Here is a 15,691-nt window from a genome sequence, read left to right as displayed (position 1 = left end):
GCGTCAGCGGGACGGAGTCCTTTCGCGTTAGCAGGACAGAATCCTTTCCCCGGTTTACCCAATTTTTGCATTGCACGACGGAGAGCGACCGCATGTTTACTCTGGTTAAGCCCATCACCCGCCACGTTACCCCTGCCGAGGTAGGGGATCGCCGCTTGATGAAGGTGGTGTATGTGGTGTTGGAGCCGCAATATCAGAGTGCCCTGACCGCAGCAGTGCAGCACATCAACGCCCACAACTCCAAGCTGGCGGTGGAGCTGGCCGGCTATCTGGTGGAGGAGCTGCGGGATCCGGCGGGCTACGATGCCTTCAAGCGGGATTTGGAAACGGCCAATGTCTTTATCGGATCCCTGATTTTTATCGAAGACATTGCCCAGAAGGTGGTGCAGGCGGTGCAGCCCCTGCGGGAGCGGCTGGATGCGGTGGTGGTCTTCCCTTCCATGCCGGAAGTGATGCGCCTGAACAAGATGGGATCCTTTTCTATGGCGCAGCTGGGCCAGTCCAAGAGCGCCATTGCCCAGTTCATGCGCAAGCGCCAGCAGGGATCCAACTTCCAGGAGGGGATGCTAAAGCTGCTGCAGACTCTGCCCAAGGTGCTGAAGTATCTGCCCTTCGACAAGGCGCAGGATGCCCGCAACTTCATGCTCAGCTTTCAGTACTGGCTGGGCGGATCCCGCGAGAACCTGGAGAACTTTTTGCTGATGCTGGCGGATCGCTACCTGCCGGGGATGCGGGGGCAGCTCTCCTTTGCCGAGCCGGTCACCTACTTGGAGATGGGCATCTGGCACCCCTTGGCGCCGCAGATGTTTGCCAGTCTGGCGGAGTATTTGGATTGGTACAACGCCCGCGAGGATCTGCCGCAGGACGTGAAGGATCCCTTGGCTCCCTGCGTGGGGTTGGTGTTGCAGCGCACCCACCTGGTGACGGGGGATGATGCCCACTACGTGGCCATGGTGCAAGAGCTGGAGTCGCGCGGGGCGCGGGTGGTGCCGGTGTTTGCCGGGGGTCTAGATTTCTCCAAGCCAGTGAACGAGTTTTTCTGGAACGCGCAGAAGACAGCGCCCATTGTGGATGTGGTCGTGTCGCTAACCGGGTTTGCCCTGGTGGGGGGGCCGGCGCGGCAGGATCACCCCAAGGCGGTGGAAGCGCTGCAACGGCTGAATCGCCCCTACATGGTGGCGCTGCCCTTGGTGTTTCAATCGACGGAGGAATGGGCTGCCAGCGACCTGGGGCTGCACCCGGTGCAGGTGGCTTTGCAGATTGCCATTCCCGAGCTGGACGGGGCCATCGATCCCATCATCCTCTCAGGGCGGGATGCGGCCACCGGCAAAGCCCATGCCATGCAGGATCGGATTGAGTTGATCGCGGCGCGGGCGATTAAGTGGGCCAACCTGCGACGTAAGCCCAAGCTGGAGAAGAAGATCGCCATCACCGTCTTCAGCTTCCCACCGGACAAAGGCAATGTGGGGACAGCAGCCTACTTGGATGTATTTGCCTCTATTCACCGGGTGATGCAGGCCCTGGCCCACAACGGCTATGACCTCGGCCCCGAGCTGCCCAAAACCCCGCAGGAGCTGATGGAGGCCATTCTGCACGACGCCCAGGCCCAGTACGCCAGCCCGGAGCTGAATGTGGCCGCCAAACTGTCGGTGCGGGAGTACGAGGCGCTGACACCCTACGTGAAAGCCATCGAGCAATACTGGGGGCCAGCGCCGGGGCACCTGAATACCGATGGGCAAAATCTGTTGATCTACGGCAAGCACTTTGGCAATGTGTTCATCGGGGTGCAGCCCACCTTCGGCTATGAAGGGGATCCCATGCGGCTGCTTTTTTCCAGGTCAGCCAGCCCTCACCACGGCTTTGCCGCCTACTACACCTACCTGGAGAAAGTGTGGGGGGCGGATGCGGTGTTGCACTTTGGCACCCATGGATCCCTGGAGTTTATGCCGGGCAAGCAGATCGGCATGTCGGGCGAGTGCTATCCGGATAATCTAATTGGATCCCTGCCCAACCTGTACTACTACGCCGCCAACAACCCCAGTGAGGCCACTATTGCCAAGCGGCGGGGCTACGCCTGCACCATCAGCTACCTGACGCCGCCGGCAGAAAACGCCGGCCTCTACAAAGGGCTGCAGGAGCTGCGGGAGATGATCGGCTCCTACCAAACCCTGCGGGAGGGGGCGCGGGGCATCGCCATCGTCAACGCCATCTGCGACAAGGCGCGGCTGGTGAACCTGGACAAGGATGTGGAGTTGCCCCAGGGGGACGCCGCCCAGTTGAGCTTGGAAGAGCGGGACAGGGTGGTGGGCAAGCTCTACGCCCAGCTGATGGAGATCGAGTCGCGGCTGTTGCCCTGTGGTCTGCACGTCATTGGAGCGCCCCCCACAGCAGAGGAGGCGATTGCCACCCTGGTGAGCATTGCCAGCATTGACCGCCCCGAAGAAGGGATCCTCGGCCTGCCCCGCATTCTCGCCCAAAGCCTGGGCCGGGATATCGATGAGATCTACCGCAACCGGGATCGGGGACACCTGGCGGATACGGAGCTGCTGGATCGCATCAACAAGGCCTGCCAGAAGGCGGTGGCGGCGCTGGTGCAGGAGCAGACCGACGCCCAGGGCCGGGTCGCGCGGGTGGCCAAGCTCAACTTTTTCAACATGGGCCGGCAAGCCCCCTGGTTGGCAGTCCTAAAAGAAGCGGGCTACCCCCAGGTGGATCCGGATCTTTTGAAGCCCTTGTTTGAATTTCTGGAGGAGTGCCTCAAGCAAATTACGGCAGATTATGAGCTGGGATCCCTGCTGCGGGCCTTGGAAGGGGAGTACATTTTGCCGGGGCCGGGCGGGGATCCCATCCGCAACCCCGCTGTGTTGCCGACGGGGCGCAACATCCACGCTTTGGATCCCCAGTCCATCCCCACGGCAGCCGCCATCCAGTCGGCGGAGATGGTGGTGGAACGGCTGCTGGCCCGCGAGATGAGCAGTAACGGTGGCCGGTACCCGGAAACCATCTCGGTGGTGCTCTGGGGCACCGACAACATCAAGACCTACGGGGAGTCGCTGGCGCAGGTGCTGTGTTTGCTGGGGGTGCGACCCAAACCCGATGCCCTGGGGCGGGTGAACAAGGTGGAGTTAATCCCCTTGGAGGAACTGGGCCGGCCCCGCATTGATGTGGTGGTGAACTGCTCGGGGGTGTTCCGGGATCTGTTTGTTAACCAGATGGACCTGATCGACCGGGCGGTGAAGCTGGCGGCCGCAGCGGTGGAGCCACCGGAGCTGAACTTTGTGCGCAAGCACGCCTTGCAGCAGGCAGAAGAACTGGGGCTGACGTTGGAGCAGGCGGCAACGCGGGTCTTTTCCAACGCTTCCGGATCCTACTCCGCCAACATCAACCTGGCGGTGGAAAACAGCTCCTGGGAGGACGAGAGGGAGCTGCGGGAGATGTACCTATCCCGCAAGTCCTTTGCCTTCGGCTCGAATCTGCCCAACCAGCAGATGCGACAGCTTTTTGAAGCCAGCTTGAAGACGGTGGATGTGACCTTCCAGAACCTGGACTCCTCGGAGATCAGCTTGACGGATGTCAGCCACTACTTTGACTCGGATCCCACCAAGCTGGTGCAAAGCCTGCGCCCCGACGGCAAGGCCCCCTCGGCCTACATGGCAGATACCACCACGCCCAACGCCCAGATCCGCACCCTGAGCGAAACCATCCGTCTGGACGCCCGCACCAAGCTCCTCAACCCCAAGTGGTATGAGGGGATGCTCAAGCACGGCTACGAAGGGGTACGGGAGATCGCCAAGCGGCTGGTCAACACCTCCGGCTGGTCAGCTACGGCAGGCGCGGTGGACAACTGGATCTACGAAGAAACCAACGAGACCTTCATCAAGGATGAGGCCATGCGGCAGCGCTTGATGAACCTCAATCCCCACTCCTTCCGGCGCATTGTCGGATCCCTGCTAGAGGTGCATGGGCGCGGCTATTGGCAGACTTCCCAGGCCAATATCGAGCGTCTGCAGGAGCTGTATCAGGAGATCGAGGACAGAATCGAAGGGGTGGAGTAATTAATATGGTTGTTTCAGGTTAGCGTGAGACGTCTGGGCTACTGTTCGCGCCAGCGGGACGGAGTCCTTAGACCTTACGTGAAGTCGGCAAAAGCTGCAACCATGGCCGGATCCTTGCCCAGGGCTTCTGAAGCAGCAGTGGATCCTGCCAAGTTCGTTGATTACTCTATGAATCCAGCTAATCCTGGAAATCAAGGCAAGTGGATTGCCTTTGCAGAGCTTGGCTATGATGTCAGTACACCAGAGGGAAGAAGGGTGGGATTTGCTCACATTCTGCAACAGGTTACTGCTGCTCTGCCTTGCGCCTTAGCCGGGGATCCGTTTCCAACACCCTATGGAAGCCGCTATCGAGTCAAGATTGAAATTTTGGGCCTCAATCAGAAAAAAGGCACTTTAGTGACCGTGTGGCAGGTTGATAAGGAAAGTTTAATCCCTCGTTTGGTCACCAATTGGCTAGAGGTACACAATGATGAGTAAAACCACTTCTAGAATCAAGCCATACAGTAGAGTCAAAACTGTGGCAGATGTCAAGGAGTATTTCAGCGAGACCACTATTCCTGCTGGAACTCAGGGATCCATTGTGGAATGTTACTCAGATCCCACTGAAGGCTATGCGGTTGATTTAGCGGTTCCGGATTTGAGCTTGGTAGGAGGTTTTCGATATTTTAATCTCATTCTTTTTCCCGATCAGTTTGAAGTCATAGATCCCGAAACATGAAGTATCCAATGTTGAATGGACGTTCCCTCTACCCCACCAGGTCAAGCCAGCGCAGGTAGCCCTCCACCAGTTGGGATCCGGCTAGAGCGGCTACCCCTCCGCCCATAGCCAAGTAGGGGCCGAAGGGGATGGGCTTTCCCAGGCGGGCCCGCCCCTTGGTCATGGCCAGCAAGCTAGCCAGCAGGCCAAACCCGGAACCCAAAAGAAGGGCCACCACCACCCCCTGCCAGCCCAACCACATGCCGATCAGGGCCAACAGCTTGCTATCTCCCCCGCCCATAGCCTCCCGCCCCAAGACCCAACGGGCCAAGAGGCCAATGCCCTCCAGCAGCCAGAGGCCCAGCACAGCTCCTGCAATCCCTTCCACCAGTGACAGGCCTGTAGCGGCCAGGGATCCGGATCCCTGGAGCCACGGCAGAGCCAGGCGGGCCAAAAGCCCCACCACCAGGCCTGAACGGGTCAGCTCCTCCGGCAGCAAAAAGGTATCCAGATCGATGAGCGCCAGGGCCAACAGCCAGCTCAACAAGATGCAGGTGAGGATCCCTTGGGCAGAAAACCCCAAAGCGCCGATGCTGAGGGCAAACAGGCCCATTGTCAACGCCTCAACGGCAGGGTAGCGCCAGCTAATCTGCGCTCCACAATGGCGGCAGCGACCGCGCAGCAACAACCAGCCCAGGATGGGAATGTTCTCCGTGGGGCCCAGCGGCGTCTTGCAGCTTGGACAATGGGATCCGGGATGGAGCAGAGAAAGACCCTGCGGCAGGCGATAGACCACCACGTTCAAGAAGCTGCCCACACAGGCCCCCAGCACCAGTACCAGCACCCAGGCCAACAGGCGCAGCTCCCAGATTCTGTTGGCGTCGGCGCTGCTCAGCCACATCATGCTCAGCCACATCATGTGAGCGTTGTGCAGTAGGGGAGAATCTCGAGCATGGCAGCCATTCCCATCGCGTCGGCAGGACGGAGTCCCTAAAGGCAGAAAAAGGAAGGATCTGCTCTGTCAGCGTAGCTCCTTGTGCCTCACCGCAGCGGCTCCAATTGCTGCAGCGGAATAAAAGTTTCCTGGGGCAGCAGGATGGGGAACTCGGAAAAGATCAGATCCCCTCGCAGGGTACGGCGGTGAATAACTACCCCCCGCGGAGGTTGCTCCAGCACTTCCGGTCGATGCTGCAGATGAAATTGATAAATCTGGCGAGCCGCTTGAAGCAGAGCGCTGTCCATGAGCTGTTTTCCTTGCCAAATTCACAACTACCCTAACGACATTCCCATCGCGTCGGCGGGACGGAGTCTTTAGACCTTTTGGGATCCCCAAAGTTCTGTCTGCCATCCCTCAGACTTTTTTAGAACGGTTAAGGCTTCTGAAAAGCCGAGGATCCCCTGAGCCGAACACCTGCTGCTTCCCAAAAGACAAGTCACCCGCCCCCGCCAGCCTAAACTTAGGATATCGCCGCCGAGGACTTATGGGTCACCTCCGCCCACTCAATTCTCGATGTCTGTCCAGGAATGGAGGCCATAGAGCACTCTGGAGTTGTCGGCAGCCAGCCTAAGACAGTTTGACGTCAGGGCTGGGGGAGATCAAATCTGGGCCGATGCTGTAGGAGGAGCCACGGTAACTGGGTTTGGGATTGAGCTTGTCTTGAAAGCGGGTGATGATCTGGATGGTGCGCTGTACATCCGCCGGAAAGATCACCACCAGGTCTCCGGGTTCGGCTTTCTCCAGAGCGGTTTCGATAGCAGTTGCCTCATCCAAGATTTCCTGCAGACGATCCCCTGCCTTTTCCTGTTCCCAACCCTGCCGGATTAGGGCGGCCACCTCGCCTGGTTCCCGTCCTCGCCGGTCATCATCTTCTTTGACAATGGCTCGGTCGAACATGCGCGCTGCCAAGACTCCCAGCTCTCGTAGGTCGCTGTTGCGCCGATCCCCAGGCCCGCCGATAACCCCAATTTTTCGTTGGCAATCCCAGCGCTCCAGGGTACTTTGAATGGCTTCGTAACCTGCTGGGTTGTGGGCATAGTCCACCAACACCTGGTAGCCCCCTACATCGAACAAGTTGAGGCGACCGGGGGTCTGGGCTACAGAACTGGTGAAGGTGCCCAGCGCCATGCGGATGTCGTCGATGGAAACCCCGTGCAGGAAGGCTGCCAAAGTAGCGGCCAGCACATTTTGGATCATGAAGCTGGCCTTGCCAGAGAGGGTGAGGGGAATTTTGGTTACATCTTCTATGCGCAGTTTCCAGCCCCGTTTCAAAATTGAGATGTGGCCCTCTTCATAGACAGCTGCTATGCCCCCGGAAGCAATGTGCTTTTGAATGAGGGGATTTTCCGGGTTCATGCTGAAATAGGCCACTGTCGCCTTGACATTGGCGGCCATGGCGGCCACCAGACCATCATCGGCATTCAAGACAGCGTAGCCCCGCTCGTGTACCGCTTCCACCAAGACGGATTTGACGCGGGCCATGTCTTCTAGGGTTTCGATATCCCCCAACCCCAGGTGATCTGAGGTTACGTTGAGCACCACGCCAATATCGCATTCCGGAAACCCCAGCCCCTCTCGCAAAATGCCGCCTCGCGCCGTTTCCAGCACCGCCACTTCTACGGTGGGATCCCTGAGCACCAGGCGGGCGCTGTGGGGGCCAGTCATGTCTCCCTTGGCAATTTGATGGTTTTGGATGTAAACGCCGTCGGTGGTGGTGAAGCCGACCCGCTTGCCGATGCCTTTGAGGATGTGGGCGATCAGGCGGGTGGTGGTGGTTTTGCCGTTGGTGCCGGTGACGGCCAGGATGGGGATGCGGGTGTGGCTGCCGGGGGGAAAGAGCATGTCGATGATGGGCTCAGCCACATTGCGCGGGATCCCTTCGCTGGGGGCCAGGTGCATGCGCAAACCCGGAGAAGCGTTCACCTCGACAATGCCGCCCCCGGTTTCGTTGACGGGCTGGGCAATGTCCGGGCAGATGAGGTCAATGCCCGCCACATCCAGGCCGATGATCTGAGCTGCCCGTTCGGCAATGAAGGCGTTGTAGGGATGGATGATATCGGTGCAATCGACGGCGATGCCTCCGGTGCTCAGGTTGGCGGTGGATTTGAGGGTGCAATGTTCTCCTTTGGGCAGCACTGTATCCAGGGTGTAGCCTTTGCTTTCGAGGATGCGCAGGGTCATGTCGTCAACGCTGATTTGGGTCAGCACGTTTTCATGGCCAAACCCCCGCCGCGGATCCCTGTTGACTTCGTCGATCAGCTCTTGAATGGTGGAGCGGCCATCTCCCACCACATAGGCTGGGATCCGTTTGGCCACAGCCACCAGCTTGTTGTTGATCACCAGCAGGCGGTAGTCATCCCCCACCAGGTGCTTTTCCACCAACACCACATCGGAGTATTGGCTGGCGGCATCGTAGGCGATCTCGGCGGCTTCCAGGCTGGTGATGTTGACGGTGATGCCCTTGCCGTGGTTGGCGTTAAGGGGCTTGATCACCACCGGAAAGCCCCCGACATCCTCGATGGTGGCTGCCAACTCGCTGCGGCGACGCACCGTATAGCCCTTGGGCACCGGGATCCCCATGTCCTGCAGCAGCTCTTTGGTGGCCCGCTTGTCGGCGGCCAGGTCGGTAGCAATGATGCTGGTTTTTTCAGTGGTGGTGGCTTCGATGCGCTTTTGGTAGACGCCGTACCCCAGTTGCACCAGGGATCCCTTGTTGAGGCGCAGATAGGGGATCCCGCGCAGGGCGGCCTCGTCCAGCAAAGCTTGGGTGCTGGGGCCGAAGCGGACGTTCTCTCGGATCTCTCGCAACTCTTGAACGTCCAGTTCTAGGTCGCGGCGGTAGTCTTCTCCATCCACCAAAGCCTGACAGAGGTAGACTGCAGCTTTGGCCGCAAAGCGCCCGGCCTCTGCCTCTTGATACTCGAACACGACGTTGTAGGTGCCGGGGGTGGAGGTTTCGCGGGTGCGGCCAAAATCCACTTTCATGCCGGCCAGAGTCTGCAGTTCCAAGGCCACATGCTCCACCACATGGCCCATGAGGGTGCCCTCTTCCACCCGTTGCAAGAATCCCCCATAGCAGCCGCGGGAGCACTGGTGTTCCCACAGTCCCGGCAACAGGGCCTCCAACCTTTCTTTGAAACCCGGGATGGTGTTGGTGGGTCGCTCCTGCAAGTCTTCCAGATCAAGCCGCATTTGAATCAGCTTATGACGACGGATGCTCCAGTAGTTGGGGCCACTGAGAACGCGGATGGATCGGATGCGCATAGGGTCTAGGGGAAACAGCGGGGAAGGGGACAGATAACTTAGGGTCGTTTTAGGGTCGTTTTCAGGATGCCGGCGCAGGAAACTGCCAAGGACTACATCCCGCTGGCGCGACCAGCCCTAATCTACACTCCCTTTGCCAAGGTCGAGAAAGAGTATCCTTTAATACAATTCTTTCGGCAGGCGAGCAAGGTTAAGACAACGCAATGGATCCCGCTTGACCACATCGGTACAGTGGGGGGCAGACGGGTCTGCGGCACATGGAAAGAACCTATCTGCTGGGGTTGGGCTGGATCTTGGGCCTGCTGGTGCGGGCTTGGCCCCAGGCTGCCGGGTGGGGCTGGGGGATCCTGCTGGGATTGGGGCTGGCGGGATCCCTGCTGTGCCGGCGGCAACCGCGTCTGGCCCGCACTTGGCTGGCGATGGGTCTGGTGGGGTGTCTGGCTTGGAATTACCTGGGTTGGCGGCAGCCTTTTCCCGGGCCGACGGATATCAGCCTGTTGGCCCCCCAGCAGCAGATGAACTTGGTGGGCACCGTCCTCTCGGAACCTCGTCCCACCCGCAGCGAACGGCGGCAATTTTGGCTGAGAGCAGAGCAGGTGCTCAACGCCGACTCCACGGCCCGCCAGGTCAGCGGCAAGCTCTACGTCACCACCGGCCCTGAGGCCCTCCAGGACAAGGATCTCCACCCCAACCAACGGGTGCGCCTGACGGGATCCCTGTACCTTCCCAGTCCGGCCTTGAACCCGGGCAGCTTTGATTTTCAAGCCTACCTGCAGCGCCAGGGGGCTTTTGCCGGCTTCAGCGCCCGTGAGGTGATCCTGCAGCCGGGGGGAAGAGGTTGGGGGGGCTGGGTGTTGCGGCGGCGGGTGCGGGAAGCGTTCATCGCCGGGCTAGGAGAGCGGCAGGGAAATCTGTTGGCTTCCTTGGTGCTGGGATCCCGGGCCGCCCAATTGGATTTCGACTTGCAGGATGCCTTCCGGGAAATCGGCATGGCCCATGCGCTGGCCGCCTCTGGGTTCCATGTGTCGCTGTTGGTGGGGGTGGTGTTTGTCCTGACACGGCGGTTGGCGGTGCGCCTGCAGCAGGGGAGCATCCTGGCGGTGCTGGGGCTTTATACCGCCCTCACGGGGTTCAGCCCTTCGGTGTTGCGGGCAGCACTGATGGGGGCGGCGGCCATGCTGGTGCTGACGGAGCCGCGCCTGGAAGGAAAGGTGAAGCTCAATCCCCTGGGGACGCTACTGGTGGCGGCAGTTTTGCTCTTAATCTACGAGCCGCTGTGGATTACAGACCTGGGGTTTCAGCTCAGCTTTGCCGCCACCCTGGGCCTGCTGGTCGGAACAGCCCCAATTGTTTCCCGGCTGGACTTTTTGCCTCCGGCTGTGGCCACCGCCTTGGCCGTTCCGCTGGCAGCCCAGATCTGGACTTTGCCGCTGCAGGTGGCCATCTTTGGCCGCATCCCCACCTATTCACTGCTGGCCAACCCGCTGCTGCTGATTCTGCTGGTGCCGCTGCTGGTGGCGGGGTTCGGGGTGGCCTTTGTGGCTTTACTCTCTCCAGGGCTGGGATCCCTGCTGGCCCGGCCCTTGACGTTTTTGATCACGCCTCTGATCAACTGGGTGAACTGGATGGCCAGCTGGCCTCTGAGTTCCTACTACACCGGCCGGGTCTCCCTGCTCCAGTGCCTGCTCCTCTACGGGGCGCTGGTGGCCCTAACCTTTTGGCCGCGGTGGCGACAGGCCTTCCGCTGGCAGGGCACAGCCCTGATCATGGCCGCCATCCTCCTGGGTCCAAGGATGTGGCCGGGGCCGCCGGTCCAAATTACCGCCTTGGCCAGTGGACGAATTCCCATCCTGGCCATTCAAGCGGAAGGGCGCCACCTCTTGCTCAACAGCGGGGATCCCCGTTTGGCAGAACGCACGGTGTTGCCCTTTTTGCGGCAGCAGGGCTTGCACCGTCTGGACGGGGCGGTGGCCATGACCTCCGCCGGCTCTGCCAATGGCGGCTGGGAGATCCTGCTGTCGGCTTTCTCCAAAGGAGTACGTCCCGCCAACGCGATTGGGCAATTCTGGGATGGGGGAGGGGCTAATGCGGCTTCCGAAAGTTACCTGCGCTCCCTCAGTGCTGTGCAAGCTGCCGGGATCCCCTATCAGGTGCTGCAGCCAGGCGATCGGATGCCTTTCTCGGAGCGGCTGCGGCTGCAAGCTGTCTACACCAATCCCCTGGTGTTGACACTGGAGGCTGAGGGATCCCATTGGCTGCTGCTGGGCTCTGCCGGCACCCATGTGCAAGCCGAGCTAACCGGATCCCCACTGATGCCGGCCCAGATCGACTGGCTGTGGTGGGACGGAGGATCCCTGATTCTGGATCTGTTGGAGCGCTTTCAGGTGCAGGCGGGCATCAGCTCTGGCCCTGTCAGCGAAGCAGTGACTGCCTGGTTTCGGCAAAAACAACGGCCCCTCTACGTAGCCGATCGAGCTGGAGCGGTGAGCTGGTCGCGACGGGGAGTGCAAACCCTGAGGGCGCAATTGGAGTAGGGCCGGTTTCCAGACCAGGCAGCTTTCTCAGCAGCCTCCCAGTTATCCTGTTTTTGCAACTACGAGCCTCAATCGTTCTCAAGCGTTAATTATTGATTCATGACTGCCTTATGAGCATAGCTGCCAATTAGGCTAAGAATAGCCTCAAGAGGTTTTGCAGCGGGTGATCCATGTCCAAGGCAGAGATGGCGCTGAGCTTTCTGGCCCAGATTCCTCCCGGCTATCTCAACCTGATGGGGTATGTGGACGAGTCGGAAGTGAATGGGCCGGGCTGCCGTGCGGTGGTGTGGGTGCAGGGCTGCTTGCGGGAGTGCCCAGGCTGTTTCAACCCGGCTTCCTGGCCGTTTGTCATCCATCAACTGGTGAGCGTGACCGACCTAGCAGCCCAAATCCTAAGCAACCCCAAAAATCAAGGGGTAACCTTCTCCGGCGGGGAACCCTTCTGGCAGGCTCCTGCCCTGGCCAGCTTGGCGCGGCTTCTCAAGGCCAAAGGGCTGACAGTGATGTCTTTTACCGGCTTTACCCTAGAACAGTTGCACTCCCCCCAAGCTCCTCCCGGCGCCCAGGAGCTGCTGCAAGAGCTGGATATTTTAGTGGACGGCCCCTATCTCCAATCTCAGGCCATTCACTCCCCCCACTCGCTGGTCTCTTCCCGCAACCAGCGGGTGCACGTCTTCAACCCCGCCTTGCAAAACCAGCTTAATTGGGCCAGTGACCAGGTGGAAATTCATATCCTCAAAGATGGAACCCGCATCGTTACCGGCTACGGCAGCCAGTTTCTCCTCGACGAGGCAGGCTCTTGAACTGCAGTGATCCTTTATCCTACACCTGCAGGGGTTCCCTGAGACAAGCGGGCAGTTGCCAGCACATCTCCAGCCAGTTTTTTAGCTCTTCCGGTTGGCCCATGAGGCTCATTTCCACCAGCAAAATGGCGGCCCGGTCGGCGGCACCTTTGGATCCGAGACGAATTAGGGCAGACAGGCTCTCTTCCCGCCAGCAGATGGATACCCCCTGCTGGATCAAGGCCTGGGCGGCAGCGGGAATGCACGAGGGTGGCACCTGGATGTCTCGCCGCTCGTAGTCGACAGTAGGTAGCATGAACGGCAACCCAAATCTTTATTATGTTTTAATCTTCTTCCCTTTTCGCTTGTCCGTCACGGGTCTTTGCAAAGTATGAAGTAATCTTTTGTAAACTTTGTAGATTTCTCGACATCGTTGAGAACAGTGGGCGAGCAAGCGCGGGATCTCTCGCGGGATCCCTGGAGAAAACTTAAAAGATAGCGGCGATTTCTCGGCCTCATTTCCCCACAGCCGCGAGAATGGCTGCATGCGCAGGAGATGGGGAGATGCGAGCAGAAGGTTGGGAAAGGCGAGTTGGTCGCTGGTTGCCCAAGGCCACCCTTGCCGGAGCCGTATTGATCCTAGTGGCAATGGGCAGGCCGCTGCGACTGGTGGGCAACGGAGAAAATATGGTGGTGTTCACCTGGGGAGGGGGGGTGAGCCCGATGGCTTTGCAGCCAGGTCTGCATTGGGTGCCGCCTTTTGTCTCTCGCACGGTGATTTTTGATGTAAAAACCCAAGCTCTGACCTGGAAAGACAACGACCCGACCGCCTACGCACCGCGGCTGGTGGCCCTTTCTCAGGATGGGCAGCAGATTGCGGCTGAGGCGACGCTGCAGTTTCGCATTGTGGACGCCCCCAAGGTCTATACGCAACTGGGGGAAAATTACCTGGATCGCATCGCTCCCATTGTTCGGTCGGTCATTCTGAATGAGACCAGCGGCTTTTCTGCCCAGGCTCTGTATTCCACGGAGCGCCCGCTGCTCCAGGGCCAAATCCGCGAACGGGTGGCTCTTCTGCTGAAGGAATACGGCATCGAGGTTTTGGATTTTCTGCTGCGGGATGTGGATTTCGATCCTGATTTCGTAGCGGCCATTGAGGCAAAGACCATTGCCGAAAATCAACTGGCGCAAAAGCAATTTGAGATCGAGCAGGCCCGCCAAGATGCCCGCGCCATCATTTCTCAAGCTGAGGCAGAAGCCGGTCAATTGAGAGCCAAAGCACAGGCCCTCACTCAAAATCCGCAGTACTTAGAGGTGGTGAAAGCTGCGGTACTGGGATCCCGTCTGGAAACTTTGATCACCAAATAACTCAACAGGAAATCAATCCTTTTAGCCTGTCCCCAATTTCCTCAGCTCTTCTCACCGACCCTAAAACGGGAGCAGCCGCCATGTATCCAACAGGAGAAGCACCCCACAGCAGAGCCGGTTGGCTAACCGCGGGAGGGATCGCCGTCTTGGCGGCCCTGGGAGTGCTCCGCGCTTGCCTGTACGTCACTTTGCCCGGACATGCCACTGTAGTTTTCAATACCTTTTCCGGGTTGCAGAAGGGGCGGGTGGAACTGCCAGGGGCCATCTTCCGGATCCCAGGGATCGAGACGCCGATCACCTACACCGTGCTCACCCGCGTTTGGGAGTTTACCAACGACCCCGCCTCGGCCAATGCCATCAGCAACGCCATCACCGTGAACACCGCCGATGGGCAAGCCTTTGCCATCGATGTAGCCATTGCCCTCAAGCCCAACCTCGCCACTTTGGACGAGCTGCACGCCAACATCGGCGAGAACTATCTTTCCACGGTGGTGGTGCCGGTGGTGCGCTCCAAAATCCGGGATATCTCCGCCTCTTTCAATTCGGAAGACTTTTACCGGAAAAGCCAGCGGGCTGCCATCGAACAACGAGCGCTGGACTTGATTCGCCAAGAGATGCCCACTGTCAACCGCGATGGCCAAACCCTGCCTCTGGTGCAGGTGGAGGGCCTGTTTCTGGGCAACCCCGATTTCCCACAAGCCTTAAGAGACTCGATTGAACGCAAACAGGTGGCCTCGATTACAGCACAAACGGCGGCAGTGCGGGCGCAGATCCAGGAAAAAGAGACGGAGCGACTGTTAATCCTGGCGGCGGCCAACCAGCGGGCCATTGAGCTGAAAGGACAAGCGGCAGCGCAGAACGCGCAACTGGCGGATCTGCTGTTCTACGAGAAGCTGCAAGAGCGCATCCAAAACCCGACGGGCTCGCTGCCCCCTTTGCGCATCATCCGTGTCGAGGGCGATGCCACCGTGTTTCTCAATGTGGATCCCCATCAGGCAGCCCTGCAAAGAGGGCAGTAGGTTCAGCAAAGTTGCGGAGTACAGACTTAAAAGTCTGAGTATAAAGTGTGTCCAGATGTGAAGGCGAAGGGATGTCATTCGAGTTCGTTGACATCCTACCGCCAGGAGTCTGGGCTGGGATCCCTCGTAGAGTTGCGCCGAATCCAACTCAGGGGGAAAGCTCGTACTCGATGCAAGGCTAGGTTTTACCACCATGAACTCCCACCTGATCCACACCCCCTTTCCCCGCCTAAACCCGAAGCTGGCGGAGGCGGATCATGTTTTGGTGGTGGACGATCAGGCCAGCAGCCGCCTCTACATCGGTGAGCTGTTGCGGTCAGCCCACTTCCGTGTGAGCGAGGCCACCAACGGCGAAGAGGCTTTGGAGGCTGTGGAGCGGCTTCGGCCAGACTTGGTGCTGTTGGATGTGCTGATGCCGAACATGAGCGGGTTCGATGTCTGCCGGCAACTGAAGGCCAATGAGCTGACCCGCCTGATCCCCGTTGTGCTGATTACAGCCCTGACCGACCGCTCCAATCGCCTGATGGGGATGCAGGTGGGGGCCGACGACATTTTGACCAAGCCCTTCGATCACGTGGAGCTGCTGGCGCGGGTACGCTCATCCATCCACCAAAAGCGCTTGAACGAAGATCTGGATCACGCCGCCAAGGTGTTGTTTGCCATTGCCCGCGCCGTGGAAAGTCGGGATCCCACCACAGGTAACCATTGCGAACGCTTGGTGGTCATGGGGGAACAGTTTGGCCGTTACTTGGGGCTGTCTCGTCAACAGATCAAGGCCCTGCGCTGGGGCGGCTACCTGCACGACATCGGCAAAGTCGGGATCCCGGATGCGATTTTGTGCAAGCAGGGCAAGCATACCCCGGAAGAATGGGAGATCATGAAATCCCATGTGTTGATTGGCGAAGACATTTGTCGGGGCTTGCGCACCATGCAGGATGTGCTGCCGATCATCCGCCACCACCACGAGCGTTGGGA

11 protein-coding genes are annotated in these 15,691 nt (G+C 59.5%); 7 read left to right on the top strand and 4 right to left on the bottom strand.

Annotated features, from left to right (window positions below):
- The first annotated feature begins 92 nt into the window (after nt 1-92).
- The gene (locus tag NW818_RS08585; protein ID WP_414424316.1) at nt 93-4,055 is read left to right on the top strand and encodes a magnesium chelatase subunit H; all 3,963 of its coding nucleotides are present in this window, start codon (nt 93-95) and stop codon (nt 4,053-4,055) included.
- Nucleotides 4,056-4,133: 78 nt separating this feature from the next.
- The gene (locus NW818_RS08580; RefSeq protein WP_414388491.1) at nt 4,134-4,532 is read left to right on the top strand and encodes a DUF6883 domain-containing protein; all 399 of its coding nucleotides are present in this window, start codon (nt 4,134-4,136) and stop codon (nt 4,530-4,532) included.
- A 269-nt stretch (nt 4,533-4,801) separates the two neighbouring features.
- Here the strand turns inward: NW818_RS08580 and NW818_RS08575 are convergent, their stop codons facing one another.
- The 3 genes from NW818_RS08575 to cphA form a co-directional block, all read right to left on the bottom strand.
- Entirely contained in the window at nt 4,802-5,656 is an 855-nt protein-coding gene (locus NW818_RS08575; protein WP_414424315.1) for a prepilin peptidase, read from the bottom strand.
- Nucleotides 5,657-5,793: 137 nt separating this feature from the next.
- Nucleotides 5,794-5,994 carry a hypothetical protein gene (locus NW818_RS08570; RefSeq protein ID WP_414330572.1) on the bottom strand — a complete coding sequence of 67 codons (201 nt, stop codon included), beginning with the start codon at nt 5,992-5,994 and terminating at the stop codon, nt 5,794-5,796.
- A 322-nt stretch (nt 5,995-6,316) separates the two neighbouring features.
- Nucleotides 6,317-9,013 carry a cyanophycin synthetase gene (cphA, locus tag NW818_RS08565; RefSeq protein WP_414424314.1) on the bottom strand — a complete coding sequence of 899 codons (2,697 nt, stop codon included), beginning with the start codon at nt 9,011-9,013 and terminating at the stop codon, nt 6,317-6,319.
- Between the two features lie 257 nt (nt 9,014-9,270).
- On the opposite strand from cphA, the gene NW818_RS08560 reads away from it, so the two are divergent.
- Nucleotides 9,271-11,547: a ComEC/Rec2 family competence protein gene (locus NW818_RS08560; RefSeq protein WP_414424313.1), complete on the top strand. Its 2,277-nt coding sequence runs from the start codon at nt 9,271-9,273 to the stop codon at nt 11,545-11,547.
- Between the two features lie 170 nt (nt 11,548-11,717).
- On the top strand, nt 11,718-12,350 hold the full coding sequence (locus tag NW818_RS08555; RefSeq protein WP_414330282.1) for a 4Fe-4S single cluster domain-containing protein: 633 nt from the start codon (nt 11,718-11,720) through the stop codon (nt 12,348-12,350).
- 19 nt (nt 12,351-12,369) lie between these two features.
- Here NW818_RS08555 and NW818_RS08550 read toward each other — a convergent pair whose 3' ends face one another.
- Complete coding sequence (locus tag NW818_RS08550) at nt 12,370-12,645, bottom strand: hypothetical protein (RefSeq protein WP_414417790.1); 276 nt, start codon at nt 12,643-12,645, stop codon at nt 12,370-12,372.
- A gap of 248 nt (nt 12,646-12,893) precedes the next feature.
- Here NW818_RS08550 and NW818_RS08545 point away from each other — a divergent pair, with 248 nt between their 5' ends.
- The 3 genes from NW818_RS08545 to NW818_RS08535 all read left to right on the top strand — a co-directional run.
- Nucleotides 12,894-13,697 (top strand): prohibitin family protein, encoded by an 804-nt coding sequence (locus tag NW818_RS08545; RefSeq protein ID WP_414343102.1) that lies wholly within the window; start codon nt 12,894-12,896, stop codon nt 13,695-13,697.
- Nucleotides 13,698-13,777: 80 nt separating this feature from the next.
- Nucleotides 13,778-14,716: a prohibitin family protein gene (locus NW818_RS08540; protein WP_414328732.1), complete on the top strand. Its 939-nt coding sequence runs from the start codon at nt 13,778-13,780 to the stop codon at nt 14,714-14,716.
- Between the two features lie 193 nt (nt 14,717-14,909).
- The coding region (locus NW818_RS08535) for a two-component system response regulator (protein WP_414424312.1) at nt 14,910-15,691 on the top strand (782 nt) is incomplete at its 3' end.

Origin of the sequence: Synechococcus sp. R6-5, assembly GCF_047461775.1 — a bacterium.
Taxonomy (GTDB): domain Bacteria; phylum Cyanobacteriota; class Cyanobacteriia; order Thermostichales; family Thermostichaceae; genus Thermostichus.
This window is presented reverse-complemented; position numbering and strand designations above follow the sequence as displayed.